Consider the following 25,186-nt stretch of genomic DNA (forward strand, 5'->3'; position numbering starts at 1 on the left):
TGCAGGGCGTCGACGGCCTCGCGCCGGCGGCGGCTCTGCGGACCTGCAATGTGGTCAGGGTGAGAGGATGTATTCCGTGGAATGCACATGCGATCCTCGATCCGATTCCTCGGAAGACGATTCCCTGGACATCACACGGCTGTTCACCGATCTCGTCCGGGTCGAGATCCGGCTGTACAACGCGGTGGACGACCGATTGCGTGCCGAGCACGGCATCGGCCTGGGTCAGTTCGAGTTCCTGGGGATCATCGACGGCCGCCCCGGGTGCCGGGTGCTCGACATCGCGCGCGAGGTGGGGATCACCGTCGGAGCCGTGAGCAAGGCCGTCGACCGGATCGAGAGCGCGGGCCTGTGCGTGCGCGCCGCGCATCCGGAGGACCGGCGGTCCTCCGTCCTCAGCCTCACGCCGGAGGGGGCCCGGCTCCTGGCCGCGGCCCGCCCGACTTTCAAGGACGAGCTGGCGGCCCGCACCGCCGCCGTCCCGGCCGCCGACCTCACCCGGACCGCCGCGACGCTCGCCTTCCTGCGCGCGGCGCTGGAGGAACACCGGCGGGACGGGGCCTGAGCCCTGCCCCGCCGGCGGGGGTGGGGCCCGTCTCAGGGGTGGCCGGGGCGGGACAGGATCCCCCGGGCGACCGGCGGCGGCAGGTGCGTCACCTCACGGTCGTGGAAGGCCACCATGTCCTCGGCGTCGGCGTACAGCTCGGCGACGGCTCGGACGCAGTCCTCGACGACCCGGGTGTCGGTGATCCGTCGTCCGCCCACATGGGCGCCGATCTCGTCGTAGAGGACCTCGTACATCAGGTCCCGGTCGAGGATCAGCAGCTCGGGCAGCGGCGCGCGGTTCTCCAGGTGGCGTACGGACCGGGTGTGCAGCGCGCGTGCCCGCTCGCCCGCCCGCGTGCGCGCCGCGAGCAGGACGATCTCCCACTGCAGGTACGGCGTCGGCGGCATCTCGACGATCCGCAGGCGACGCAGCTCCGCCCGGGGCGGCAGATCGTCGGCGAAGCGCATCTCGTCCATCAGCGCGAGCGACCGGTCCCAGTCTCCGCTCATCATGGCCACCCAACTCGGGGTGTCGGGTTCGTGGAAGTGCTGGGCGCGTTCCAGCTTCCATACCACGCCCTCGATCCGGCGCAGGTGGTCGTAGAGCTCGGTCCGGTACGACGCCGCGGGAAGCACCTCTCCCGCGGTCTTTCTGACGTGCTCGAACGCTTCTCCGGGCATGAAATCTCCTTCGGCCGAAGCCGAATCGCTGGTCGGAGCGCGCCAGCTCCGGCCCGGATTTGGAGACGTGGCGCGCGTGGGTCTTCCGCGGACGTCGGGTGAATCAGTTCCCCGTCGAGTTGCTGCACACGGCCGTCTCCGTCGCGTCCAGCAGCCTGATCCTGATCTGCCTCGTCCACGCTGTCGCTTCGGTCTCCTGCACCACCTCGGGTTCTGGCTCGGCCGGCTTCATCTCACCCTCCGTTCGTCGGCGTGGCCGCAAACTCTCCCCCGAGGGCGACACGTCGATCGTTGGCCGCTCCCGATCCGTGGTCAAGGCCCAATCCAGGCGGACTTGTCCGACAGGCGTCCAATCTCAGGAATCCGTCGTCGGCTGCCCTGAGAACATCGAACACGTCGCTCGGAACCAACGGCTCCCGCTCGGCGGTCCGGCGGCCCGACAGCCGCCCGACAGCGGTGCGGCGCGTGCCTCCGCTTGAGCCGCGGCAACGGCACGTGTCCCGGTTCCTCCTCGGTGGACGGCTGACGCGGTCCTACCGAGGAGTGATCACCTGGACCTTCGGCACACACGACCCGGAGGTCAGTGCCGGGTGGGGTAGCGGTGGCGACGACGGTGCTGGGTCAGGCCGAGCACCACCTTCACGAGCATGGCGACGAACACGAGTTTGAGCACCAGGAACGGCGGCCACATCGGACCGGCCATCAGGACGACGATCGCGGCCACCGGGATGAGGAACATCGCGGGATGCCGATGGTGGCGGCGGCGCCGCGGGCCCATGCCGTGTCCCCAGGCGCCGCGTCCCGAGACGCCATGTCCCCATGCGCCGTGTCCCCATGCGCCGTGTCCGGAGGTGCCGTCTGCCCAGTACGGCCCGGGGTGCGCGCCCACGGGAGCGCCGGGGAAACCGGGCAGGCCGGCGGAGGGGAAGCCCGGGTGCCACGGGCTCCCCGCCCGTGGATCGCCGGCCCGTGGATCGCCGGCCCGGTGTCCGCGGCCCGAGGCGCCGCCCGGAGCGCCCCCCGTCCGGGCGTCACCCTGCCACGCGCCCGGCAGGTCGGCGGTCACCCGCCGGAGGTCCTCGGCCGTGCGCGCCGAGAGCGTCGCGTCGAGACGCTCGTCGAGCTCCTCGCGGGTGATGCGGCCCTGCGCGAACGCGTCGTGCAGGAGCCGCGTCACCTCGTCGCGCTCCCGGTCGCCGATCCGTAGCCCGCCGTACGCGGACGGGGCATGGCCCGGACCGCTCGACGCGTGGCCCGTGGCCCCGGCACCCGGCGCGTCGCCGCCGCGGGGGGCGTGTGCGCCGCCTGCGGCGGCGGGCTCGTCGGGGGAGACCATCGTCATTCCTCCACAGGGTCGCCGTCGGCGAGGATCTGGTAGAGCTGCCGCCTGGTCTCGGTCAGGACCTGCCTCGCCTGCCTGACCTGCCCCTCGCTGCCCGAGTGGGCGATCTGGAACAGCGCGGACGCCGCCTGCCTGGACAGGTCGAACAGCTCGTGGACGTTGTCCCCGATGTCCGGCGTCATCTCCTCCCAGGGCGCCCGGACCTCGTCTCCGTGCTCCTCGATGTAGGCGCGGCCGGCCTCGGTGAGCTGGAACGTCTTGCGCCCGTCGGTCTCCTCCGCGCGCACCAGGGCCTCGTCGGTGAGCTGCTGCAGCGCCGGGTAGACCGCGCCCGGGCTGGGCTTCCATCCGCCCTGGCTGCGCTCGGCGATCTCCTGGATGATCTGGTAGCCGTTGCGCGGCTCCTCGGCGAGCAGGGCGAGGATCGCCGCCCGTACGTCACCGCGCTTGGCCTTCCTCGGCCGTCCGAGCCCCCGGGCGCCGAACGGGAAGCCGCCGCCCGCCCAGGGCGGCCCGAACGGGCCGCCGGGCCCGAAGCCGCCCCAGGGGCCGCGCCCCCGCATGCCGCCCCTGTGCCGGTGCTCGTGAGGGCCCCCGCCCTCGTGATGTTCCTGCTGCCACATGACTGCCCCCTTCGTCAGCGCCTCGCGCAGCGCGCGCCGCATCTCGTGTCTGAACTCGTGCCTGAACCGGTGTCCGTGCTCCGGGCGGGCCCAGGGCCCGCCGACCGCGTGTGCCGAACTCATCGCAGTGCCCCCTTGTGGTCAACGATTCGCCTGGTTCACGATCCGTTCTCGATGCCTCAACGATATATCGCGATCGTTCTTACGACAATCCCCGAGTGCAAGTGACGTAGCTCACGCGGAAGTTTTTCGCGGAGGGGGAACACGTCCCGAGACCGGAGCGTTACCTCTCACGAAGACGGGATCGTTCTGCTCTGAGAGGGCTGGGGGGTGCTCTTGGAGCGGGACGATCCCGTCTTTGTCATTTCCGGCCGCCCTCGCGCGGCCTGTTCCGCGTCTTCCGTTCGCCCTCGCGGCACGTTCCGCCGTCGCCGTGCCGATGGGGTGCGACACGGCCCCCACGGGTGGGCGCTTCGCGGACTTTGTCGGTGCTTTGCCGTACAGTTTCAAAGCGTGATCTTGTCATGATGGGGCACTCGCATGCCCTCAGCGGGGCAGCGATGTGGCTGGCGGTCTCGCCGGCCCTGGTGGCGCTGCCGGATGCGCTGGGACGCCCGGAGCTGGCGACGTTGACCGGGCCGATCCTCACCCCGCCCGAGCTCGTCGCGGGCGCCGTGATGTGCGCGGGCGCGGCCATGCTGCCCGATCTCGACCACCCCAGTGCCACGATCGCCCAGACGTTCGGACCCGTGACCTGGTTGCTCAGCAAGGGTGTGAACTTCGTGAGCGGCGGGCACCGGCACGCCACCCACTCGCTGCTGTTCGCCGTCCTGATGGGGGTGGGCGCGCACCTTCTCGGTGACCGCTACCCCATCGGCCGCGACATCATGGTCGTGCTGATGATCGGTCTGGCGATCCGCGCCGTGGGCATCGGCGTGCCGGGCAGGACGCTCACCTCCGCGATCGTGAACGTGGGACTCACCGCGGGGCTGTTCCTGACCTTCATGACGCTCGGGGTCACCTACTCCTGGCTGGGACTGGCCATCGGGCTCGGCTGCCTGGTGCACGTGATCGGCGACTGCCTCACCGAGCGCGGCTGCCCCGTCTTATGGCCGATCAAGGGACGCTGGCTCCTGCCGTGGGACATCGGCATCAAGACCGGCAAGGCGTTCGAGAAGCAGTTCCTCGGCCCCGCCCTGTCGATCGTGGTGATCGCGCTGTTCTGCCTGCGGCTCATGCCCGCCTGAGTGGGACGCCTCCGCGCTCGGCGCGGCCGCGGGAGTTTCTCGAAAGCCGAAAAATCCGGCTCTCTGCCGCCATAGCCACAGCCTACCGATTAGTAACTTGATGTCGAGATATCTTGAGGGATATCTTGACATCGAGACATCCGTCGACCCGCACAGGTTAGGGCAACCTGATTGTCAGGAGTGTCCCGGGCGTGCGGGAGGATGCACACGAAACCTGAGACAAGCCCGGAACCCTGGGGAGGCGAACTTCGTGTCCGCGAACAGCTTCGGCAGCCGTGACACGCTGCGCGTCGGTGACGCGTCGTACGAGATCTACCGGCTGGACGCCGTCGAGGGGTCGGCGCGCCTCCCGTACAGCCTGAAGATCCTGCTGGAGAACCTGCTCCGCACCGAGGACGGCGCGAACATCACCGCCGACCACATTCGCGCCATCGCGGGCTGGGACCCGAACGCCCAGCCGGGCGTGGAGATCCAGTTCACCCCCGCCCGCGTGATCATGCAGGACTTCACCGGCGTGCCCTGCGTCGTCGACCTCGCCACGATGCGCGAGGCCGTACGCGACCTGGGCGGCGACCCGGCGAAGATCAACCCGCTCGCGCCGGCCGAGCTGGTCATCGACCACTCGGTCATCGTCGACTTCTTCGGCCACCCCGACTCCTTCGTCCGCAACGTCGAGCGGGAGTACGAGCGCAACCGCGAGCGCTACCAGTTCCTGCGCTGGGGCCAGACCGCGTTCGACGAGTTCAAGGTCGTCCCGCCCGGCACCGGCATCGTCCACCAGGTCAACATCGAGCACCTGGCCCGCGTGGTCATGACCCGCGACGGCAAGGCGTACCCGGACACCTGCGTGGGCACCGACTCCCACACCACGATGGAGAACGGCATCGGCGTGCTCGGCTGGGGCGTCGGCGGCATCGAGGCCGAGGCCGCGATGCTCGGCCAGCCGATCTCGATGCTGATCCCGCGGGTGGTCGGCTTCAAGCTGACCGGCAAGCTGCCGGCCGGCGCCACCGCGACCGACCTCGTGCTCACGATCACCGAAATGCTGCGCAAGCACGGCGTGGTCGGCAAGTTCGTCGAGTTCTACGGTGAGGGCGTCTCCAGCGTGCCGCTGGCCAACCGCGCCACGATCGGCAACATGAGCCCCGAGTTCGGCTCCACCTGCGCCATCTTCCCGATCGACGGCCAGACCGTCGACTACCTCAAGCTCACCGGCCGCTCGCCGGAGCAGGTCGCGCTGGTCGAGGCCTACGCCAAGGAGCAGGGCCTGTGGCTCGACTCCTCGGCGCCCGAGCCCGCTTTCAGCGAGTACATCGAGCTCGACCTGTCGACCGTCGTCCCGTCGATCGCCGGGCCCAAGCGCCCGCAGGACCGCATCCCGCTGGCCGACGCCAAGTCGGCCTGGCGCGCGGCGGTTCGCACGTACGTCACCGACGACAGCATCGAGGGCCCCGCCGACGAGTCGTCGGCCGAGTCGTTCCCGGCGTCGGACTCCCCGGCGATCTCCCACAGCGGGGCGGGCGACGTGCCGCACGCGGTGCGGCGCAACGGCGAGCGGCCGAACCGGCCGACCCCCGTCACGCTGTCGGACGGCACCTCGTTCGAGATCGACCACGGTATCGTCTCGATCGCCGCGATCACCTCCTGCACGAACACCTCCAACCCGTACGTCATGCTCGGCGCGGCCCTGCTGGCGAAGAACGCGGTGGAGAAGGGCCTGTCGCGCAAGCCCTGGGTGAAGACGTCGCTCGCCCCTGGCAGCCAGGTCGTCACCGGCTACTTCGAGCGGTCCGGCCTCCAGCCCTACCTGGACAAGCTGGGCTTCAACCTCGTCGGCTACGGCTGCACCACCTGCATCGGCAACTCCGGCCCGCTGGAGCCGGAGATCTCCGCGGCGGTCCAGGAGAACGACCTCGCGGTCACCGCCGTGCTGTCGGGCAACCGCAACTTCGAGGGCCGGATCAACCCCGACGTCAAGATGAACTACCTGGCCTCGCCGCCCCTCGTGGTGGCGTACGCGCTGGCCGGGACCATGGACATCGACCTGAACAACGAGCCGCTCGGCGTCGGCTCCGACGGGCAGCCGGTCTTCCTCAAGGACGTCTGGCCCGCCCCCGAAGAGGTCGCGGCGGTGGTGTCGGGGTCGATCAGCCAGGACATGTTCCAGCGTGACTACGCGGACGTGTTCAAGGGTGACGAGCACTGGCGGTCGCTGCCGATCCCGACCGGCGACACCTTCGAGTGGGACCCGGAGTCGACGTACGCCCGCAAGGCGCCGTACTTCGACGGCATGCCCGCCAAGCCCGAGCCGGTCACGGACATCCACGGCGCCCGGGTTCTCGCCAAGCTGGGCGACTCGGTCACCACCGACCACATCTCGCCCGCGGGCTCGATCAAGGCCGACACCCCGGCCGGCCGGTACCTGCGCGAGCACGGCGTCGAGGTCAGGGACTTCAACTCCTACGGCTCCCGCCGCGGCAACCACGAGGTGATGATCCGGGGCACGTTCGCCAACATCCGGCTGCGCAACCTGCTGCTGGACGGCGTCGAGGGCGGCTACACCCGCGACTTCACCAAGGGCGGGGAGCAGGCGTTCATCTACGACGCGTCGCAGAACTACCAGGCCGACGGCATCCCGCTGGTCGTCCTGGCCGGCAAGGAGTACGGCTCGGGGTCGTCGCGTGACTGGGCGGCCAAGGGCACCGCGCTGCTCGGCGTGCGCGCCGTCATCGCGGAGTCGTACGAGCGCATCCACCGGTCGAACCTGATCGGCATGGGCGTGCTGCCGCTGCAGTTCCCCGAGGGCGAGAGCGCCGGCTCGCTGGGCCTGACCGGCGAGGAGACCTTCGACATCGTGGGTGTCGAGGAGCTCAACGCCGGCTCGACCCCCGCCACCGTCACCGTGCGGGCCGGGGACGTCGAGTTCCAGGCCGTGGTGCGGATCGACACGCCCGGCGAGGCGGACTACTACCGCCACGGCGGCATCATGCAGTACGTCCTGCGCTCCCTGCTCGCCAAGAGCTGAGTCGGCTCCCTATCGGATATGACGCCGTCCTGGGCGGGATCTCAGTCCCGTCCAGGACGACGCCGCTGTTCTACAGCATGTCGGCGACCCACTCGGTGATCTCCGACAGTACGTCGGACGGAACGACTCCGATTCTTGTGCCGAATCGTTCCGGTGAGAGCGCGCGCAACTGTTCGACCATCGCCCAGCTTGTCTTCGGCAGCCCTGTTTCCTCGGGCGCTATCTCGATGTGCGTGTCCCAGCCGCGCAATCGCGTCGTCAACGGGACGGCGAGCACGGGGTCCCGTACGAGCCTGTTGAAGATGTCGTTGCTGACCACGAGGGCAGGTCGGTCGTACCCTTGCTCGCGGCCGATCGGGTCGCCGAAGCTCGCCCACCAGATGTCGCCTTGCCTAACCCTCATCCCTCTCCTTGGCTGCGTCGGGGAGATCCTCGGGGGGATCGATCAGGCCTTCCCACTCGGGGGCGACGCGGTCAGACGGAGGGCCGAGCCACAGGTCGCGCTCCGCGACGTACTCCGCCCAGCTCTCCGGCTCTTCCCTTCGTGTGCGTTCCATCTGGTCTGCGACACGCTGCCAGCGAAGCTTCTTCCTGTGCTCCCTCACGGCGTCCTCGACCAATGCGGTCATGCTCTTGCCTTCCTGCTCCGAGAGCTGCGCTATCAGGTCTCTGGTCTCGACGCTGACCCGGATCGTCGTGTGGCGTTGCTCGCTCCCCATGCTGCGAGGCTACGATCCTGTCTACAAAAAGCGCTATGGCGATGTCGCCACATGGAGTCTACGAAGGCTCTGATTACTCTCGCAACAACTTTCGATTACTGACGGTGATTGTCAGAGTTCCTGGGTCCGGATAACCGGTTCGCCCGGCGGCCTGGGGCATGGTGGCGCGGGGGCAACGCTAGGGTCCCGCGCATGGATCACGACGTGGCGTTGCTGCTCATCGCGGGCGTGGCCGTCTTCACCGGGGCGGTCGTGCAGGGCGGGGTGGGGTTCGGGCTGGGCCTGGTGGCCGCACCCCTGATCACGCTGCTCGATCCCTCGGTCATGCCCGGGGCGGTCCAGGTCGTCAACATGGCGATGCCGCTGTTCACCCTCGCCAGGGAGTGGCGCAGGGCCGAGTGGCGGGGAGCGGGGTGGGCCCTGCTGGGCCGGCTGCCGGGCAGCGCGATCGGCGCCCTCGTGGTCGTCTACGTGAGCACGGCGACGCTCGGCGTGCTGGTCGGCGTGATGGTGCTGGTCGCGGTCGTGCTGACGGCCCGCGCCGTGTCCGTGCCGCGCAACGGCGCGACGCTGACGGCCGCCGGGTTCCTCTCGGGAATCACCGGCACGGCCACCGGGATCGGCGGCCCGCCGATCGCCCTCGTCTATCAGAGCGCGCGCGGCCCGCAGATCCGGGCGACGCTGGCGCTGTTCTTCTGCGTGAGCGCCGCCCAGTCGCTCGTCATCCTCGCCGTCCTGGACAGGCTTCCGGGGCGCGCCCTGGCCGCGGGAGCGGCGCTGGTGCCCTTCGTCGTGCTCGGCTTCGCGGTCTCGGGCCCGCTGCGCCGCTACCTCGACGGCGGGCGGGTCCGTACGGCGGTGCTGGCGGTGGCCGCCGTCTCCGCCTGCGCGCTGCTCGGGCAGAGCCTCGCCCACTGAGCGCGAGCCGTACGGCGGTGAGCACGCGGGCTGCCCCCGCCGAGGGAGACGCCCGGGGGTCACGAGTGCGTCACGATCCGCCGCCGGGCCGGGGTGGGATGTAACGCCGTCCGATATCAGTCGTGCGTTTCTTCATTGTTACCGCGAACAACAAACGTTACCGTCCTGTGTCTTTCACCACCTGGGCTTTGGGCTTACGTTGTCTCAAACAACATTCCCTGGAGCGGTGAACGCCGTGACCCGGCCCCTGCCGTACCGGGTGGCCAAGGTGCCTACAGCCCACGAGATCTGCCCAGACGGCGGGACGGGGCACCGGCTCGGCCGCACCCCCTCATAGACCCCCAGCCAAAGAAAGGACCCACGCATCATGCGCAAGGGGATCCTCAGCATCGGTGCCGCCGCCGCGGCGCTCACCCTCGGTCTCACCGCCTGCGGGGGCGAGAGCGGTGACACCTCCGCGGAGTCCAGCGGCGCCCCCTCGGCCGCCGCTGGCGACGCCAAGCCCGGCAAGATCGGCGTCATCCTGCCCGACAGCAAGTCCTCCGCCCGGTGGGAGACCGCCGACCGCAAGTACCTCCAGGAGGCCTTCGACGCCGCGGGCGTGCAGTCGGACATCCAGAACGCCCAGGGCGACAAGACCGCGTTCCAGACGATCGCGGACCAGATGATCACCAACGGCGCGACCGTCCTGATGATCGTCAACCTCGACAGCGGCACCGGCAAGGCCGTGCTCGACAAGGCCAAGTCGCAGGGCGTCGCGACGATCGACTACGACCGCCTCACGCTCGGCGGCAGCGCCTCCTACTACGTGTCGTTCGACAACACGGCGGTCGGCAAGCTGCAGGGCGAGGGCCTGGTCAAGTGCCTGACCGACAAGAAGGCCGACAAGCCGATCATCGCCGAGCTGAACGGCTCGCCGACCGACAACAACGCGACGCTGTTCAAGCAGGGCTACGACGGCGTGCTGCAGCCGAAGTACGACTCCGGCGACTACAAGAAGGGCCCGGACCAGTCGGTTCCCGACTGGGACAACACCCAGGCCGGCACGATCTTCGAGCAGATGCTGACCCAGGAGCCGAAGATCGCCGGTGTCCTCGCCGCCAACGACGGCCTCGGCAACGCCGCGATCTCGGTGCTGAAGAAGCAGAAGCTGAACGGCAAGGTCCCGGTCACCGGCCAGGACGCCACCGTGCAGGGCCTGCAGAACATCCTCGCCGGCGACCAGTGCATGACGGTCTACAAGGCCATCAAGAAGGAGGCCGACGCGGCCGCGCAGCTCGCGGTCTCGCTGGCCAAGGGCGAGCAGCCGCAGGCGAGCGGCACGGTCAAGGACACCGAGGGCAACCGCGACGTCCCGTCCGTGCTGCTGGAGCCCCAGGCCATCTTCTTCGACAACGTCAAGGACGTCGTGGCCGACGGTTTCGTGAGCAAGGACGAGCTGTGCACCGGCGACTTCGCCGACAAGTGCACCAAGGCCGGCATCAGCTAAGCACATCCATCCACCGGGTGCGTACGGCGACGCGGACCCCCCTGAGCGGGCGACGTGCTGAGCCGCGACGAGCACCGTGCGGGGCGCCCCGTCCTGTCAGGGCACCGTTCTGACCAGGCACAGGGCGCCCCGCACCGCCCGGAGCGACGAGAGGCGGCCCGGAGAACGGCGCCGTACCGGCCCCATCGATCTACGGAGTAGCCCATCGTGTCCCAGGGACCGATCCTGGAACTGCGCGGCATCAACAAGAGCTTCGGCCCCGTGCAGGTCCTCCACGACGTCGCCTTCTCGGCCTATCCGGGCGAGGTGACAGCACTCGTCGGCGACAACGGCGCCGGCAAGTCGACGCTGGTCAAATGCATCGGCGGCATCTACCCGATCGACTCGGGCGAGTACTTCTACAAGGGCGAGCGGGTCCACGTGAGCGGGCCCAGGGACGCGGCGGCGCTGGGCGTCGAGATCGTTTACCAGGACCTCGCCCTCTGCGACAACCTCGACATCGTGCAGAACATGTTCCTCGGCCGCGAGCGCCGCAGCGGCCTGGTCCTGGACGAGGATTCCATGGAGGAGATGGCGGCCAAGACGCTCGCCGGCCTGTCGGTCCGCACCGTCAAGTCGCTGCGCCAGCACGTCTCCAGCCTGTCCGGCGGTCAGCGGCAGACCGTGGCGATCGCCAAGGCCGTGCTGTGGAACAGCGAGGTCGTCATCCTCGACGAGCCGACCGCCGCCCTCGGCGTCGCGCAGACCGCCCAGGTGCTGGAGCTGGTCCGCCGTCTGGCCGACAACGGTCTCGCGGTGGTGCTCATCTCCCACAACATGAACGACGTCTTCGCCGTGTCCGACCGGATCGCGGCGCTGTACCTGGGCCGGATGGCGGCCGAGGTCAAGGCGTCCGAAGTGACCCACGCGCAGATCGTGGAACTGATCACCGCCGGGCGCAGCGGGGAGCTCGGCCTCAAGAACGGCAACGGAGCGGCATCATGACAACCGAAACGCTCCCCAAGCAGGAGAACGCCGACTCCGCGCTCGGCGGGCACGTCAAGGGCTACCTCGAGCGGGTCAAGGGCGGTGAGCTGGGGGCGCTTCCCGCGGTCTTCGGCCTCGTCATCCTCTGTGTGGTCTTCTCCGTCCTGCGCCCGGCCTTCCTGTCGGCGGTGAACTTCGCCAACCTGTTCACCCAGGGCGCGGCGGTCGCCGTCATCGCCATGGGCCTGATCTTCGTACTCCTCCTCGGCGAGATCGACCTGTCCGCCGGTTTCGCGAGCGGCGTGTGCGCGGCGGTGCTCGCCGTGCTGCTGACCCTGCAGGGCTGGCCCTGGTATCTCGCGGTCCTGGCCGCGATGGTCACCGGCGCGGTCATCGGCCTGGTGCTCGGGTCGCTGGTCGCAAAGCTCGGCATCCCGTCCTTCGTGGTCACGCTGGCGGCGTTCCTGGCCTTCCAGGGCGTCGTGCTGCTGCTGGTCAAGGACGGCACCAACATCTCGATCCGCGACGAGACGATCCTCGCGATCGCGAACAAGAACGTCCCGCCGGTCGCCGGCTGGATAGCGCTGATCGTGGGCGTCGCCGTGTACGCCGCGATCCAGCTCGTGCAGGCGCGCCGCCGCGCGGGCCGCGGCCTGGTCGCCACTCCGGTCGCGGTCATCGCCGCCCGGGTCGCGACGCTCGCCGTGGTCGCCGGGATCGCGGTCTACGTGCTCAACCTGGAGCGCAGCCGCAACGCGGCGCTCGTGTCGCTCAAGGGCGTGCCGATCGTCGTCCCGCTGATCGTGATCCTGCTGATCGTCTGGACCTTCGTGCTGCGGCGCACGGCGTACGGCCGGCACATCTACGCGGTCGGCGGCAACGCCGAGGCCGCCCGCCGGGCCGGCATCAACGTGGACCGCATCCGCATCTCCGCCTTCGTCATCTGCTCCTTCATGGCCTCGCTCGGCGGCATCATCGCGGCGTCGCGGGCCAACTCGGTCGACCCCAACACCGGCGGCAGCAACGTGCTGCTGTTCGCGGTGGGCGCGGCCGTCATCGGCGGCACCAGCCTCTTCGGCGGGAAGGGCCGGGCGCTCGACGCGCTGCTCGGCGGCGCGGTCGTCGCGGTCATCGAGAACGGCATGGGCCTCATGGGCTACAGCGCCGGCGTCAAGTTCGTCGTGACCGGCTTGGTGCTCCTGCTCGCCGCGGGCGTGGACGCGCTGTCGAGGAAGCGAGCGGCGGCGACCGGCAGAAGCTGACGTGATCGTGACCGGTAAGGTCATCTCCGACCCCTGACCTGGTCAGGTTCCCCCCGACCCCACGGAATCCGAGGCTGCCCCGATGATGCGCGCCGGTCCCTCACAGGAGGAGATCCGCAAGCACAATCTCGGGACGCTGCTGCGGCACGTCCACCTCGGAGGGCCGACCTCGCGGGCCGAGCTGACCTCGCTGATGGGGCTGAACCGGAGCACCATCATGGCGCTCACGGCGGACCTGACGGCGGCCGGCCTCGTCAGGGAGGAGCTGCCCAAGGACACCGGCAGGGCGGGCCGGCCGTCGCTGGTCGTCCGCCCGGAGACGGCCCGCGTCTACGTGCTCGCCTTCGAGGTCGGGGTCGACCGGCTGGCGGCCGCGCGCATCGGCCTCGGCGGCGTGATCCTCGACCGCCGTGAGGCCGTGCGGCCGCGCGGGCCGTTCGACATGGCGCAGGTCGTGGGGACGCTGGCGGGCTTCGCCCGGCAGATGCGGCGCAAGACGCGTGAGGACACGGTCTGCGTCGGCGCGGCGGCGGCGGTCTCCGGAGTCGTCCGCGCCTCCGACGGCGTGGTCAGGATCGGGCCGAACATCGGCGCGTTCGAGGTGCCGCTGGGGGAGGAGCTGACCAAGCGGCTCGCGCTCGGGCTGCCCGTGGCGATGGGCAACGAGGCCAACCTCGGCGCGCTCGCCGAGCACACCCGCGGGATCGGCGCCGGCCGCCGCGACATGATCTACCTGCACGGCGACGTGGGCATCGGCGGCGGCATCATCGTGAACGGCCAGCTCCTCGGGGGGTACGGCGGGTACGGCGGAGAGCTGGGTCACATGGTGGTCAACCCCGACGGCCGCCCGTGCGCCTGCGGCTCGCGCGGCTGCCTGGAGGCCGAGGTGGGGGAGCCGGCCCTGATGGAGCATGCCGGCCGGTACGGCGAGATGATCGGCAGGGACGCGGTCCGCGCCGTCGTCGACGCGGCCGACAGGGGCGACGTGATGGCCCAGGAAGCCCTCGCCCACGTGGGCAACTGGCTCGGGCTCGGCGTGGCCAGCCTGGTGAACATCTTCAATCCCGAGATGGTCGTCTTCGGCGGCATCCTGCGGGAGATCTACCTGGGTTCGGCCGCCCAGGTGCGCAGCCGGATCGCCACCGGCACCCTGCGCGCGACGCGGGAGCAGGTGCGGCTGCGCACCTCGGCCCTGGGCGACGACGCGACGCTGATGGGGGCGGCCGAACTGGCCTTCGCGCAGGTGCTCGCCGACCCCCTCGAAGCGCTGTCCCGGGTCGCACCCTGAGGGGTATTCCGCGACGGCGGTCATGCGGAGGCTTATGCGAATCATCAGTGGGCATCCCAAACGGACAGAGAGTCATGAATGCGGCGAATCGTCCGAAGATGCGGTAATGCGAACTTTCCTTCCGATGGAGCGCGAGAGTAGGGCGGAAGGCGGCGAGGGGTAAAGCGGAATCGACGTCGGTTTCGGGAAGGTCGTGTAGAGGTTCGGTGCAACCCCTGATACCCCCGCACGTTCCTAGAACTAGACTCGATCCGTTCGACGGCGAGCGGGAAGGATGAGCGGTGGGGATTCTGGAGACGATCAAGGACCCGCTCGATGTGAAGCGTCTTGAGGCCGGGGAGCTGCCCGTGCTGGCGGAGGAGATCCGCGATCTGCTGGTCTCCTCCGTGGCGAGGGCCGGCGGCCACCTCGGGCCCAACCTCGGCGTCGTCGAGCTGACCATCGCCCTCCACAGGGTCTTCGACTCGCCCCGCGACCCGATCCTGTTCGACACCGGCCACCAGGCGTACGTGCACAAGATGCTGACCGGGAGGGCCGGACACTTCGGCACGCTGCGCCAAGAGGGCGGCCTGTCGGGGTATCCGAGCCGCACCGAGTCGGAGCACGACTTCATCGAGAACTCACACGCCTCCACCGTCCTGTCGTACGCCGACGGGCTGGCAAAGGCGATCACGCTGCGCGGGGAGACCGACCGCACGGTCGTGGCGCTGATCGGTGACGGCGCGCTGACCGGCGGCATGGCCTGGGAGGCGCTGAACAACATCGCCGGGCGCAAGGACCTGCCGCTGATCATCGTGGTCAACGACAACGGCCGCTCCTACTCGCCGACGATCGGCGGTCTCGCCTCCCACCTGTCGTCGCTGCGGATGAGCCAGGGTTACGAGCACGTGCTCGAACTGGTGAAGAACAACCTCGGCCGGGTGCCCTTGGTCGGCGCGCCGCTGTACGACACGCTGCACGGCATCAAGAAGGGCCTGAAGGACATCCTGACCCCGCAGGTCATGTTCGAGGACCTCGGGCTGAAGTACGTCGGCCCGATCGACGGCCACGACGAGGGGGCGGTGGAGGCCGCCCTGCGCCGCGCCAGGAGCTTCCGCGGTCCCGTCATCGTCCACGTGCTCACCCGCAAGGGCAACGGCTACGCGCACGCGGAGAACCACGACGAGGACTGCTTCCACTCGCCGCAGCCCTTCGACATCGAGACCGGCGAGGAGCGGCCCAGGCCCCACAGCTGGACCAACGTGTTCAGCGGCGAGATGGTCGAGATCGGCGCCGAGCGGAAGGACGTCGTCGCGATCACCGCGGCGATGCTCCACCCCACCGGCCTGGCGGCGTTCGCCGAGGCGTACCCGGACCGCATCTACGACGTGGGCATCGCCGAGCAGCACGCCCTGACCAGTGCCGCGGGGCTCGCGATGGGCGGCGCCCACCCCGTCGTGGCGGTATACGCGACCTTCCTCAACCGGGCCTTCGACCAGCTCCTGATGGACGTGGCGCTGCACCGGCAGCCGGTCACCGTCGTGCTCGACCGGGCCGGGGTCACCGGCGACGACGGGCCGAGCCACAACGGCATGTGGGACCTGTCGATCCTCCAGGTGATCCCCGGGCTGTCGGTCGCCGCCCCTCGCGACGGCGCGCGGCTGCGTGAGCTGCTGGCCGAGGCGGTCGCCGTCGAGGACGGCCCGACCGTGGTCCGCTTCCCCAAGGGAGCCCTGCCCAAGGACGTGGAGGCCGTCGGCAAGCTCGGCGAGATGGACGTGCTCCGCACCGGCGACGCCGACGTGCTGCTGGTCGCGGTCGGCCCGATGGCCGAGATCTGCATGGAGGCCGCGACCCTCCTCGACGCGCAGGGCATCTCGGCCACCGTGGTGGACCCCCGCTGGGTGAAGCCCCTGGACGAGGCCCTGGTGCTGGCCGCCGCCGCGCACAAGCTGGTCGTCGTGGTCGAGGACAGCGGCCGGGTCGGCGGCGTGGGCGACGCCGTGGCGCGCCTGCTGCGCGACGCCGACGTGGACGTGCCGGTGCGGACCTACGGCATCCCCCAGCGCTTCCTCGACCACGCCAAGCGGGCCAAGATCCTCTCCGAGATCGGCCTGACCGGGCAGGGCCTCGCCCGGCAGATCACCGAGGCCGTGGCGCGCCGGTCGCAGGTGATGGAGAGCCACCCGGCGCGGCTCGCGCAGCCCACCGACTGACAACGATGAGTAATCCCGGCATGACCGGGAAGTCTGCAGGTCATCGACGTGATGAGGAGCCTGCGGATGAGCCTTTTCCGGACGAAGCCGGTAGAACAGTCGATTGAGGATGCGGAGGGCGGCGAGCATCGGCTCAGGCGCACCCTGAGCGCCCTCGACCTCACCGTCTTCGGCATCGGCGTCATCGTGGGCACCGGTATCTTCGTGCTGACCGGCGTGGCGGCGCGCAACACGGCCGGCCCGGCGGTCGCGATCTCCTTTGTGATCGCCGGGATCGTGTGCGCGCTCGCGGCCCTGTGCTACGCCGAGTTCGCCGCCACCGTCCCGGTCGCCGGCTCCGCCTACACCTACGCGTACGCGACGATCGGCGAGTTCCCGGCCTGGATCATCGGCTGGGACCTGATGCTGGAGCTGGCGCTGGGCGCGGCGGTGGTCGCCTCGGGCTGGTCGGGCTACTTCGCCTCGCTGCTGAAGAACTTCGGGATCTACCTGCCGTCGTCCATCGCCGGCGACGAGGCCGTCTTCAACATCCCGGCGGCGCTGATCGTGATCCTGCTGACCGGGGTGCTGGTGGCCGGGATCAAGATGTCGGCCCGGTTCAACGGCGCCATGGTGGCGGTCAAGCTGGCCGTCGTGCTGCTCGTGATCATCGCCGGGTTGTTCTTCATCAAGGAGGCCAACTACCAGCCGTTCGTCCCGCCGTCCCACGCGATGGCCGCGGGGGAGGGCATGAAGGCCCCGCTCATCCAGGTGCTGTTCGGCGTGCAGCCGGTCGCGTACGGCGTCTTCGGCGTCTTCACCGCCGCCGCCCTGGTGTTCTTCGCCTACATCGGCTTCGACGTCGTGGCGACCGCCGCCGAGGAGACCCGCCGCCCGCAGCGTGACCTGCCGATCGGGATCATCGCCTCGCTGATCGTCTGCACGATCCTCTACGTGGCGGTGTCGCTCGTGGTCGTCGGCATGCAGCACTATTCGGAGCTCAGCGCGTCGGCCCCGCTCGCCGACGCGTTCCGGTCGGTGGGCCAGCCCTGGATGGCGACGCTGATCAGCGTCGGAGCCATCGCCGGGCTCACCACCGTCGTGATGATCCTCATGCTGGGCCAGAGCCGGGTGCTGTTCGCGATGTGCCGCGACAACCTGCTGCCCCGATCCCTCGCCAAGGTCCACCCGACGTTCCGCACGCCGTACCGGATCACGATCGTCATCGGCGCGGCCACCGCGCTGCTCGCGGCGCTGATCCCGCTGAGCGCCATCGCGGAGCTGGTGAACATCGGCACGCTGTTCGCGTTCGTGATCGTCGCGGTGGCGGTGGTGGTGCTCCGCAGGACCCGCCCCGACCTGCCCCGCTCGTTCCGCACGCCGTTCGTGCCGGTGGTGCCGATCCTGTCGGTGCTGGCCTCGGCCTACCTGATGCTCAACCTGCCCGTGGAGACCTGGATCCGGTTCTTCGCCTGGATGGTCGTGGGCGCCGTCGTCTACTTCCTGTACGGCCGCCGCCGCAGCAGGGTGGCCGCTACAACCCCTGGGGAAGCAGTCCTCGAACGGTGAGGACGGCGCCGACCACGGCGAGCAGCGCGCCGCTCGCGCCCAGCAGCAGGCGGTAGCCGCGCGGGGTCAGCCGGTGCCGGCCGGCCCCCACGGCCCCCGCCAGCGCGACCTTGGAACCCACGAGGACGAGGTAGAACCCGCCCACGAAGACCAGCGCGTACGCCGGGGCGTGATCCCACGCCGAGACGAAGATCGGTGAGCCGACCGCGATCCAGAACAGCCAGGGGTGGGGGTTGAGCAGGTTCACCACCACACCGCGCAGCACCTCCCGGGCCGACGAGGGCGCGTCCTCGCCGGGCCGGGGCGGCAGCGCCGTACGGGCCTCGCGCAGCGTCTCCACGCCCAGATACACGACGTAGAGCCCGCCTCCGACCGACAGCACGCGCAGGAGCACCTGGGGCAGCGCCCCGACGGCCATCACGGCGAGCAGCACCACGGGCAGGTCGGACAGCAAGGGCACGCAGGCCAGGCGCACCCCCGAGCGGAACCCGCCGCGCAGGCTGGCCGTGATGACGAGCGTCAGCAGAGCGCCGGGCGTGACGCCCGCCCCCAGACCGAGGCTGAGCCCCATCAGCAGTTCCGTCACGCCGGCAACCTCCCGTTTCGTCCGCACGAGAGGCTATCGCCGCCGCTCGGGCGGGTCGCCGGGTGTGTGCGGTCATGCGGACGGCGCGGCCGGACCGGACGGCGGGTTGACGGCCGTGGCGAATCCCGGAAAACAGCATCCTTCGAATGAGCCGCCGATGCGGGGGTGTCAGAGGGGCCGGTCAAGCGCTGGCGACGCTTGCGCCGTAAACATTGCGCGACACGTTTCCGGACGGGACATGATTCACGGCCGGACGCGTCGCTTGCCGAAAACCGTTGCCCGGCGCCAGACGCTACGGGACGCACGCAGACGCGAGGCCGCCCTTGCGGCCCGCGAACCCGATGCCATATTCGCCGCTGCCCCCTGATGCGGCATATCCCGGAGCCGGCACCGGTGGATCCGCCCTGTCCTGGCCGGCATGGGCGATTCGCGGTGTGCTTTCAGAGGCTTGTGTTTCCAAACGGTATCAAATACCTTGACTCGATGGAATCGCGACTGATAGCGCTTATGGCTTAAAGAGCGTGAATGCGCCCCTGACGAGGGAGGTTCAGGCGCGGTATCCGTAGCGCTTTTCCCGACGAGTCAGGCCGGTCGGTCAGACCGGCCGCTGCCGGCCATCAGGGGAGTTTCAGCATGACGTTATTCCATCACGGCGGCCTGCGCCCCGAGGGCGTGCGCCGGCTCTCGGCGGCGATCGCCGCCGGAGTCATGGCGATCGCGGCGGTTATGGTCGCGCCGCGTCCGGCGGCGGCGGACACGCCCTGGCTGGATGTTTCGGATGACGGCTACGTGGCGATCAGCATCCCGGCGGCCTCCATCGAGGCCAAGGTGGGCCCCGTGTCGGAGGTGATGGTCGAGGGGAACTTCGGCCCCTCCTTCGCCTGGGCGGAGTACGGCCTGACCCGCCGGGGCGACGTCTGGTGGGGGGCCCTCGGCCCGCTCAAGCCGGGGCTGTACTCGTATCAGGTCACGGGTGACGACTCCAAGAGTCTCAAGGATCCGACGAACGCCGCCGGTGTGGCGTCCAAGCCGCTGTGGAGCACCTTCCTCGTCGCGGGCGATTCGGCGCGTCTGCTGGCGGACGCGCCGGAGGGACAGGGCGGCAAGGTCGAGACCCTGAGCTATGAGGTGAAGAAGCAGGAGCGGTCGGCGCTGGTGTGGACGCCGCCGGGCTACCAGGCCAAGTCTCCCGGCCCCAAGGGTCCGGGTCCCGAGGGTCCCAAGGGTCCGGGTCCCCAGGGCCCGGGTTCCGAGCGTCCGGGGCCCAAGGGTTATCCGGTGCTGTTCCTGCAGTCCGGCGATGAGGTGAGCGCCGGTGACTGGCTCGACCTCGGTCGTGCCAAGCAGATCCTCGACAACCTGTCGATCCAGGGTGCCGTGGAGCCGATGGTGGTCGTGATCAGCGATGGTGACGGGCCGGCCGGCGACAAGGATCTGAGGGACCTGCGCAAGGCGGTCGGGGACGCCTACAACGTCCTGCGCGATCCGGCGCACCAGGCGATCGCCGGGGTGTCCGAGGGCGGGTCGCAGGCGCTGCGTGCCGCGCTGACCACGCCGGGGCAGTTCGCCTACGCCGGCTCGTTCTCGGGCCTGCTGACGGACGGCGTGAACCGGGCGAAGGCCGGCGCGATCAATCGCGATCTCAAGCTGGTGCGTCTGTACACCGGGAACGTGACCGACCCGGCGTACAACGCGACCGTGCGCCTGACGAAGGCGCTCAAGCAGGCCGGTATCAGGTACGAGTTCGACGGGGTCAACCCCGACGGCGGGGCGAACTGGGGCGCCTGGCAGGAGAACCTGATCGATTTCGTGCCGCGGCTGTTCCGCAACGTGTCGGAGCACGGTCCGAGCGCTGGTCACGGGCCGCTGAAGGGCGAGTTCACCCCGCCGCCGGCGGGCACGACTCCGACGCCGTTCGTGAAGGATGGCTTCGTCACCTTCGAGACCTCGACGGACTACAAGGACGCCAAGCACGTCACCGTGTGGGCCAACGTGGCTCCCGGCGGAAGCTGGCTGCGTATTCCGATGTCCCGTGACGGCGACCGGTGGCGGACGACCGTGGGTCCGCTGGACCCGTGGTTCTACTACTACCAGTGGATCGTGGACCGGGTCGCGGTCAAGGATGCCTCGAACCCGACGAAGGTGACCTCCGAGCCGACCTGGAGCACCTTCCTCGTCCCCGGTGAGAGGTCGCGTCTGCTGTCGGACGTGCCGGAGGGCAAGGGTGGAAAGGTCGAGAGCCTGACCTACCACAGCGATGTGGCCAACCAGGACCGGACCGCGCTGGTGTGGACCCCGCCCGGCTACGACCCCGACCGCGCGGAGCCGTATCCGGTCTTCTACCTCCAGCACGGTAGCGGTCAGAGCTACACGGACTGGGTGGAGATGGGCCGTGCCAAGCAGATCCTCGACCACCAGTTCCTCGACGGCGACCTGGTGCCGATGGTGGTCGTGATGGGCAACGGCAACGTGCCCGACTTCAACAAGGAGTTGCTGGACAACATCGTTCCGGCGGCTCGCGCTCACTACAACGTCTCCAGCGACCCGTCGCAGCAGGCCCTGGCGGGTCTTTCGATGGGCGGTGTGCAGACGCTCGGGGTGCTCAAGGCATACCCGGGCCGGTTCGCCTACGTCGCGGCGTTCTCGGCCTGGTTCGGCAGCGGCACCGGTGTCGACGCGGCGGCGATCAACAACGGCACCAAGCTGTTGCGCCTGTACGTCGGCGACCAGACCGACTTCGTGCAGCCGTTGTTCCTGGCGTCCCTGCCCACATTGGACGGTCTGGGCATCCGCTACGAGTTCGACGGGGTCACCCCTGGGCCGCACGGCTGGGACGTGTGGCAGAAGAACCTCATCGACCTGGCGCCGCGCCTGTTCAAACGCTGACCCGCGTTCAGTAGCTGCGATGCGCTGCGTTCAGTAGCTGCGCTGGGGCTCCACGGCGCGGTCGCCCTATCGTACGGGCGGCCGCGCCGCACTGTTGCGCCCTGACGCCCTGCCGGAACGGGGAGCGTGCGGCCGGGGCGGTGTTCACGAATGGCGGCGCGCCGTCATGCCCAGGGTCAGCGAGGCGTCAGCTGGGCGCGGTGGGCACGGTTGACGTCGACGACCCGGTCGAGGGCGTCGCGGGCCCGCAGGAGCTCGTCGATGTGCCGGCTGATCCGGTCTCGCTCCTGAACCAGCCGCTCGAACGCCTCGTCGGAGTTCCGCTCGCTCGGCGAGTCGACACACGGGAGCACTTCGGCGATCGTCCGGCTGGAGAGCCCGGCGGCGTACAGGCGCTGGATGAGCTGTACGCGCTCGACCTCGCCGTCGGTGTAGTGGCGCTGGCCGCTCGGGCTGCGCGTGCTGATGAGCAGGCCCTGCTCCTCGTAGTAGCGCAGGGAGCGGACGCTCACCCCGGCCCGCGTCGCCAACTCGCCGATTCGCATCACGCCTCCTGTCGGAAAAGTCTCGGCACAAACGCTTGCCTCTGACGTCAATGTCAGGTCTTAGCGTAGTCGTCGTGTCCAGCCGGCGGACACGACCATCCGCAGGAACCCCAGAAAGGCGTGCAGCAATGACGTCCCTTTTCGACCGCTACCGGCTTGGCGCGCTGACCCTGCCCAACCGCGTGGTGATGGCCCCGATGACGCGGGTCCGTGCGGCCGCGGGCGGCCTGGCGACACCGTCGATGGCGGCCTACTACGCCCAGCGCGCCACCGCCGGGCTCATCGTGACCGAAGGAGTGCAGCCGAGCCTCGTCGGGCAGTCCAACCCGGGCACCCCCGGGCTGCACACCGACGAGCAGGTCGCGTCGTGGCGGCCGATCACCGACGCGGTCCACACCAACGGCGGCCGCATCTTCGCCCAGATCATGCACGGGGGCCGCGTCTCCCACCCGGACACCACGGGGATGCGGCCGGTGGCCCCCTCGGCCGTCGCCGCCCCCGGGGAGGTCTTCACCCCGGCCGGGCCCCGGCCCGCGCCCGTGCCGAGGGCGCTGGAGACCGCCGAGGTGCCCGAGCACGCACTGTCCTACGCGCGAGCCGCGCGCAGGGCCGTCGACGCGGGCTTCGACGGCGTGGAACTGCACGGCGCGAACGGCTACCTCATCGCCCAGTTCCTGTCGAGCAACGCCAACCTGCGTACCGACGCGTACGGCGGGTCGATCGCGGGCCGCATCCGCTTCGCGGTGGAGGCGGTGTCGGCGACCGTGGAGGCGGTGGGAGGCGACCGTACGGGCATCCGGCTCTCGCCCGGCGCGGGCTTCTGGGGCGCGGAGGAGACCGACGTTCCCGAGCTGTACGGCGCGCTGCTCGCGGAGCTGGCCTCCCTGGACCTGGCGTATGTCCACATAGAGGCCACCACCGACGAGGACGTGCTCGTCGAACTGCGCAAGGCCTGGCCCGGCACGCTCGTCGTCAACCCGGTCCTCCCGATGGGTCCCCGGAAGGCGGACAAGTCCGCGGCCGATCACTGGCTGAGCCTCGGCGCCGACCTGATCAGCTTCGGCCGCGCCTTCATCGCCAACCCCGACCTGGTGGAGCGGCTGCGCCAGGGGCTTCCCATCGCGCCGGACGACGAGTCCACCTGGTATCAGGGCGGCGACGCAGGCTACCTCACCTATCCCGCCTACCGACACGCGGCCTGACCGGGTATGGAAGCGCGGCGAGCCGCCGCGCCGGTGTGGCGCGGCGGCTCAGCCCCGGGGTCGGGTGTTCTGGTTCGGAGCTTCTGGAGGTGGGCCACCCCTATCCCCCCGGACGCGGTAGAGCGCGTTCTCCCGTAGCAGTTCGAACGACAGGCGGATCCCGGTGATCCGCTCCATGAGGACGAAGGCATGGACGTGCCAGTCGTCCAGCGTCTGCTCGCCTGGCACTAGGCCTCTTTCGATGTCGGCGTATCTCTCGTGCAGATTGAACAGGCCGCCGAGGTGTTTTTCGATGGGGGCTGCGTCGCCCCAGATGTCGCCGCCGTAGTCGAACATGCACAGCCTGCGGCCTTCGCGGGCGTAGTACAACCTGCCCCGATAGAGCATGCGGCTGCCTGTCAGGCATATGGCTTCGCCGCCGGAGGAGAGCCGCTCAAGCGCCCCGAAAGCCCGATCGCCGGTGTACTCCAGTGCGAGAAACCAGGGCGGTTCCTCGGCCAACATCAGGAACCTCCCCAGCCTGCCCGCCTCAAGATCCTCATAAGACTCATTGATCAAACCTTGCAGACCGCTCACGGTGACATCGACCACCTCGACATCGAGGGCGTCAATCACCTGGTCTGCCGAGGCCGCCCGGCACCATGTCAGGCACATTTCGCCGATGAGAGGGGAGCGCTCGATCAGGTCCGCATAGTGCGCCTCGATGTCGCTGAGCACGTCCCAGCCCCTTTCCGCCGATCTCCTGTTTTGAGCATGATCTCGCGCGGAGGGTCGGAGGCCGTCGTACGATGCCGCTTGACCGCTTTGTGGCTCATTCGGCATATTCGCCGACATGTCTGATGGGACCGAGTCGAGATCCTCCCGGTCACGACTGTTGTGGATCGCGGGTCCGCTCGTCGTCGCCACGCTGATCGCCGCCGCCTGGGGGCTGCCCAATCTGATGGCCGGCTCGGCCGGGCCGACACAGGGGCCCCTCCCGCCGCCACCGGGCCCCTGGCCCACGACCGGCACGTTCCAGGTGGGCTTCGATTCGGCGACCGAGGCCGAGAAGAAGACCGTTCTTGCCGCGCTCGAAGCCCGCTCCGATGTGAGCGAGGTCAGATACCGCTCGGCCGAGCAGGAGTGGAAGGAGTATCAGGAGGCCGGGGAGCTCACGTGGATCAGGGACGGCGGACACGAGTTCGGCCGCGAAGACATGAGCGACTCCATCGTCGGCGTCCTGCTCGACCGGTCGAAGTCCGATGAGATCTCCCGCGTGATCGAAGCGCTGCCCGGCGTGGACGCCGTCTATTCCCAGGGCGACGGATTCTGGTATGGCAAGGCACAGGTGACGCTGCGCCTGTGCCTGCTCAAGCCGATCGAGGGCGCGGGCTGCCGTCAGCCCCTGACCACGGCACAGCAGAAGGCGGTCGTCGAAGCGATCCGCGGCACGCCGGAGGTCGAGGCGTTCTACTTCGAGGATCCCGAGCACGCCACCAAGGACCTGCGGGCCCGCACCGACAGCGACTTCACGGCCGGGGTGTCCTATTACCACCTGAAGCTCGACGACCCTGACGACGTCCCCACCGTCATCGGCCGCTTCCGGGGCATGGAAGGCCTCTGGCAGGCCCGGCCGGTCGAACGCTGTCTGCTGGCCACATGCTGACCGCACCGGGCGCCGCGTCTCCTCAGGCAGCGTGGCGCTTTTGATTTTCCGGCTGTCGGGTCAACCGTGGGCCTGTACGCTCACGCATCGAGCCTGGAAGCGGCGAGAATCTGGCGCCACGGCTTTCCCTCGGAACGGGGTCCGCCGGTGAGGACATGTGCGGCCCGCTCGTGCATCTGCCGGCGGCCTTCGGGATCGCGTACCGAGTCGCGGGTGGAGATCCACCACCGGTGTACGAACGCGTTCAGCGCACCCAGGTCCAGGCTGACCCTGACCTCGTCGAGCACTGCCTTCAGCCCCGCGTCGAACGCCTCACGGTCCTGAGGGATGGTCAACGCGGCGCGTATGGCCCGCAGGTTCTTCTCCGGCAACGGCGTCTCGCCAGGCACGAAGTCGTGCGGCTGCGCTGTCATGGCCTGCTCCCTTCCTGCTCATAGAGACTACAGAGGAGGGGTGACATCCTCGGCATTCCA

The 25,186-nt window shown here is 69.6% G+C and carries 23 protein-coding genes; 13 read left to right on the top strand and 10 right to left on the bottom strand.

The window, feature by feature from the left end; translation table 11 throughout:
• Positions 1–76 precede the first annotated feature (76 nt).
• Positions 77–565 (top strand): MarR family winged helix-turn-helix transcriptional regulator, encoded by a 489-nt coding sequence (locus ACGFIB_RS11330; protein WP_357242513.1) that lies wholly within the window; start codon positions 77–79, stop codon positions 563–565.
• Between the two features lie 32 nt (positions 566–597).
• Here ACGFIB_RS11330 and ACGFIB_RS11335 read toward each other — a convergent pair whose 3' ends face one another.
• The 4 genes from ACGFIB_RS11335 to ACGFIB_RS11350 all read right to left on the bottom strand — a co-directional run bounded on the left by ACGFIB_RS11335 (position 598) and on the right by ACGFIB_RS11350 (position 3,315).
• A complete protein-coding gene (locus ACGFIB_RS11335; RefSeq protein ID WP_357242516.1) occupies positions 598–1,227 on the bottom strand; it encodes a DUF6879 family protein in 630 nt (209 codons plus the stop codon).
• Positions 1,228–1,330: 103 nt separating this feature from the next.
• Positions 1,331–1,459, bottom strand: a complete 129-nt coding sequence (locus ACGFIB_RS11340) for a hypothetical protein (RefSeq protein ID WP_263407641.1) — start codon at positions 1,457–1,459, stop codon at positions 1,331–1,333.
• Positions 1,460–1,807: 348 nt separating this feature from the next.
• Positions 1,808–2,569: a DUF1707 SHOCT-like domain-containing protein gene (locus ACGFIB_RS11345; protein ID WP_393370736.1), complete on the bottom strand. Its 762-nt coding sequence runs from the start codon at positions 2,567–2,569 to the stop codon at positions 1,808–1,810.
• On the bottom strand, positions 2,566–3,315 hold the full coding sequence (locus ACGFIB_RS11350; RefSeq protein ID WP_142571743.1) for a PadR family transcriptional regulator: 750 nt from the start codon (positions 3,313–3,315) through the stop codon (positions 2,566–2,568). The genes ACGFIB_RS11345 and ACGFIB_RS11350 overlap by 4 nt, the downstream gene beginning before the upstream one ends.
• 404 nt (positions 3,316–3,719) lie before the next feature.
• On the opposite strand from ACGFIB_RS11350, the gene ACGFIB_RS11355 reads away from it, so the two are divergent.
• Positions 3,720–4,439, top strand: coding sequence for a metal-dependent hydrolase (locus ACGFIB_RS11355; protein WP_393370740.1), 720 nt, complete (start codon positions 3,720–3,722; stop codon positions 4,437–4,439).
• 250 nt (positions 4,440–4,689) lie between these two features.
• On the top strand, positions 4,690–7,464 hold the full coding sequence (locus ACGFIB_RS11360; RefSeq protein ID WP_142571741.1) for an aconitate hydratase: 2,775 nt from the start codon (positions 4,690–4,692) through the stop codon (positions 7,462–7,464).
• 70 nt (positions 7,465–7,534) lie between these two features.
• On the opposite strand, the gene ACGFIB_RS11365 is transcribed toward ACGFIB_RS11360, so the two are convergent.
• On the bottom strand, positions 7,535–7,867 hold the full coding sequence (locus tag ACGFIB_RS11365; protein ID WP_357242528.1) for a type II toxin-antitoxin system PemK/MazF family toxin: 333 nt from the start codon (positions 7,865–7,867) through the stop codon (positions 7,535–7,537).
• Positions 7,857–8,183 carry a ribbon-helix-helix protein, CopG family gene (locus tag ACGFIB_RS11370; protein WP_357242530.1) on the bottom strand — a complete coding sequence of 109 codons (327 nt, stop codon included), beginning with the start codon at positions 8,181–8,183 and terminating at the stop codon, positions 7,857–7,859. Before ACGFIB_RS11370 ends, ACGFIB_RS11365 begins: the two co-directional genes overlap by 11 nt.
• 192 nt (positions 8,184–8,375) lie before the next feature.
• On the opposite strand from ACGFIB_RS11370, the gene ACGFIB_RS11375 reads away from it, so the two are divergent.
• The 7 genes from ACGFIB_RS11375 to ACGFIB_RS11405 all read left to right on the top strand — a co-directional run bounded on the left by ACGFIB_RS11375 (position 8,376) and on the right by ACGFIB_RS11405 (position 17,849).
• Positions 8,376–9,101, top strand: coding sequence for a sulfite exporter TauE/SafE family protein (locus tag ACGFIB_RS11375; RefSeq protein ID WP_191051435.1), 726 nt, complete (start codon positions 8,376–8,378; stop codon positions 9,099–9,101).
• A gap of 367 nt (positions 9,102–9,468) precedes the next feature.
• Positions 9,469–10,590, top strand: coding sequence for a sugar ABC transporter substrate-binding protein (locus ACGFIB_RS11380; protein ID WP_142571738.1), 1,122 nt, complete (start codon positions 9,469–9,471; stop codon positions 10,588–10,590).
• A gap of 207 nt (positions 10,591–10,797) precedes the next feature.
• Positions 10,798–11,574: an ATP-binding cassette domain-containing protein gene (locus ACGFIB_RS11385; protein ID WP_142571737.1), complete on the top strand. Its 777-nt coding sequence runs from the start codon at positions 10,798–10,800 to the stop codon at positions 11,572–11,574.
• Positions 11,571–12,818, top strand: coding sequence for a sugar ABC transporter permease (locus ACGFIB_RS11390; RefSeq protein WP_357242535.1), 1,248 nt, complete (start codon positions 11,571–11,573; stop codon positions 12,816–12,818). Before ACGFIB_RS11385 ends, ACGFIB_RS11390 begins: the two co-directional genes overlap by 4 nt.
• An 85-nt stretch (positions 12,819–12,903) precedes the next feature.
• Complete coding sequence (locus ACGFIB_RS11395; RefSeq protein ID WP_357242853.1) at positions 12,904–14,106, top strand: ROK family transcriptional regulator; 1,203 nt, start codon at positions 12,904–12,906, stop codon at positions 14,104–14,106.
• 281 nt (positions 14,107–14,387) lie between these two features.
• Entirely contained in the window at positions 14,388–16,301 is a 1,914-nt protein-coding gene (gene dxs, locus ACGFIB_RS11400) for a 1-deoxy-D-xylulose-5-phosphate synthase (protein ID WP_393370748.1), read from the top strand.
• Between the two features lie 66 nt (positions 16,302–16,367).
• Complete coding sequence (locus ACGFIB_RS11405; RefSeq protein WP_357021031.1) at positions 16,368–17,849, top strand: amino acid permease; 1,482 nt, start codon at positions 16,368–16,370, stop codon at positions 17,847–17,849.
• Here the strand turns inward: ACGFIB_RS11405 and ACGFIB_RS11410 are convergent.
• Positions 17,815–18,435 carry a LysE family translocator gene (locus tag ACGFIB_RS11410; RefSeq protein ID WP_357256882.1) on the bottom strand — a complete coding sequence of 207 codons (621 nt, stop codon included), beginning with the start codon at positions 18,433–18,435 and terminating at the stop codon, positions 17,815–17,817. The two genes, ACGFIB_RS11405 and ACGFIB_RS11410, sit on opposite strands and share 35 nt — an antisense overlap.
• A 633-nt stretch (positions 18,436–19,068) precedes the next feature.
• Here ACGFIB_RS11410 and ACGFIB_RS11415 point away from each other — a divergent pair.
• Positions 19,069–21,321, top strand: a complete 2,253-nt coding sequence (locus ACGFIB_RS11415; protein WP_393370751.1) for an alpha/beta hydrolase — start codon at positions 19,069–19,071, stop codon at positions 21,319–21,321.
• Positions 21,322–21,497: 176 nt separating this feature from the next.
• On the opposite strand, the gene ACGFIB_RS11420 is transcribed toward ACGFIB_RS11415, so the two are convergent.
• Positions 21,498–21,866 (bottom strand): MerR family transcriptional regulator, encoded by a 369-nt coding sequence (locus tag ACGFIB_RS11420; protein WP_142571730.1) that lies wholly within the window; start codon positions 21,864–21,866, stop codon positions 21,498–21,500.
• Positions 21,867–21,994: 128 nt separating this feature from the next.
• On the opposite strand from ACGFIB_RS11420, the gene ACGFIB_RS11425 reads away from it, so the two are divergent.
• Positions 21,995–23,068 (top strand): alkene reductase, encoded by a 1,074-nt coding sequence (locus ACGFIB_RS11425; RefSeq protein ID WP_393370755.1) that lies wholly within the window; start codon positions 21,995–21,997, stop codon positions 23,066–23,068.
• 48 nt (positions 23,069–23,116) lie between these two features.
• Here ACGFIB_RS11425 and ACGFIB_RS11430 read toward each other — a convergent pair whose 3' ends face one another.
• A complete protein-coding gene (locus tag ACGFIB_RS11430; protein WP_357242569.1) occupies positions 23,117–23,785 on the bottom strand; it encodes a DUF6461 domain-containing protein in 669 nt (222 codons plus the stop codon).
• Positions 23,786–23,900: 115 nt separating this feature from the next.
• Between ACGFIB_RS11430 and ACGFIB_RS11435 the strand changes: the two genes are divergently transcribed.
• Positions 23,901–24,713, top strand: a complete 813-nt coding sequence (locus ACGFIB_RS11435; RefSeq protein WP_142571728.1) for a permease-like cell division protein FtsX — start codon at positions 23,901–23,903, stop codon at positions 24,711–24,713.
• Between the two features lie 80 nt (positions 24,714–24,793).
• Here ACGFIB_RS11435 and ACGFIB_RS11440 read toward each other — a convergent pair whose 3' ends face one another.
• A complete protein-coding gene (locus ACGFIB_RS11440) occupies positions 24,794–25,126 on the bottom strand; it encodes a DUF6247 family protein (RefSeq protein ID WP_393370759.1) in 333 nt (110 codons plus the stop codon).
• Positions 25,127–25,186 lie beyond the last annotated feature (60 nt).

It is taken from the genome of Microbispora bryophytorum, assembly GCF_043197435.1.
Taxonomy (GTDB): Bacteria; Actinomycetota; Actinomycetes; order Streptosporangiales; family Streptosporangiaceae; genus Microbispora; species Microbispora bryophytorum.

Bases quoted from the DNA above. Each gene is read 5' to 3' on its own strand.
- ACGFIB_RS11335 (WP_357242516.1), bottom strand. From the start codon at position 1,227: ATGCCCGGAGAAGCGTTCGAGCACGTCAGAAAGACCGCGGGAGAGGTG.
- ACGFIB_RS11340 (WP_263407641.1), bottom strand. From the start codon at position 1,459: ATGAAGCCGGCCGAGCCAGAACCCGAGGTGGTGCAGGAGACCGAAGCG.
- ACGFIB_RS11345 (WP_393370736.1), bottom strand. From the start codon at position 2,569: ATGACGATGGTCTCCCCCGACGAGCCCGCCGCCGCAGGCGGCGCACAC.
- ACGFIB_RS11350 (WP_142571743.1), bottom strand. From the start codon at position 3,315: ATGAGTTCGGCACACGCGGTCGGCGGGCCCTGGGCCCGCCCGGAGCAC.
- ACGFIB_RS11355 (WP_393370740.1), top strand. From the start codon at position 3,720: ATGGGGCACTCGCATGCCCTCAGCGGGGCAGCGATGTGGCTGGCGGTC.
- ACGFIB_RS11365 (WP_357242528.1), bottom strand. From the start codon at position 7,867: ATGAGGGTTAGGCAAGGCGACATCTGGTGGGCGAGCTTCGGCGACCCG.
- ACGFIB_RS11370 (WP_357242530.1), bottom strand. From the start codon at position 8,183: ATGGGGAGCGAGCAACGCCACACGACGATCCGGGTCAGCGTCGAGACC.
- ACGFIB_RS11375 (WP_191051435.1), top strand. From the start codon at position 8,376: ATGGATCACGACGTGGCGTTGCTGCTCATCGCGGGCGTGGCCGTCTTC.
- ACGFIB_RS11380 (WP_142571738.1), top strand. From the start codon at position 9,469: ATGCGCAAGGGGATCCTCAGCATCGGTGCCGCCGCCGCGGCGCTCACC.
- ACGFIB_RS11390 (WP_357242535.1), top strand. From the start codon at position 11,571: ATGACAACCGAAACGCTCCCCAAGCAGGAGAACGCCGACTCCGCGCTC.
- ACGFIB_RS11395 (WP_357242853.1), top strand. From the start codon at position 12,904: ATGCGCGCCGGTCCCTCACAGGAGGAGATCCGCAAGCACAATCTCGGG.
- ACGFIB_RS11405 (WP_357021031.1), top strand. From the start codon at position 16,368: ATGAGCCTTTTCCGGACGAAGCCGGTAGAACAGTCGATTGAGGATGCG.
- ACGFIB_RS11415 (WP_393370751.1), top strand. From the start codon at position 19,069: ATGACGTTATTCCATCACGGCGGCCTGCGCCCCGAGGGCGTGCGCCGG.
- ACGFIB_RS11420 (WP_142571730.1), bottom strand. From the start codon at position 21,866: ATGCGAATCGGCGAGTTGGCGACGCGGGCCGGGGTGAGCGTCCGCTCC.
- ACGFIB_RS11425 (WP_393370755.1), top strand. From the start codon at position 21,995: ATGACGTCCCTTTTCGACCGCTACCGGCTTGGCGCGCTGACCCTGCCC.
- ACGFIB_RS11435 (WP_142571728.1), top strand. From the start codon at position 23,901: ATGTCTGATGGGACCGAGTCGAGATCCTCCCGGTCACGACTGTTGTGG.
- ACGFIB_RS11440 (WP_393370759.1), bottom strand. From the start codon at position 25,126: ATGACAGCGCAGCCGCACGACTTCGTGCCTGGCGAGACGCCGTTGCCG.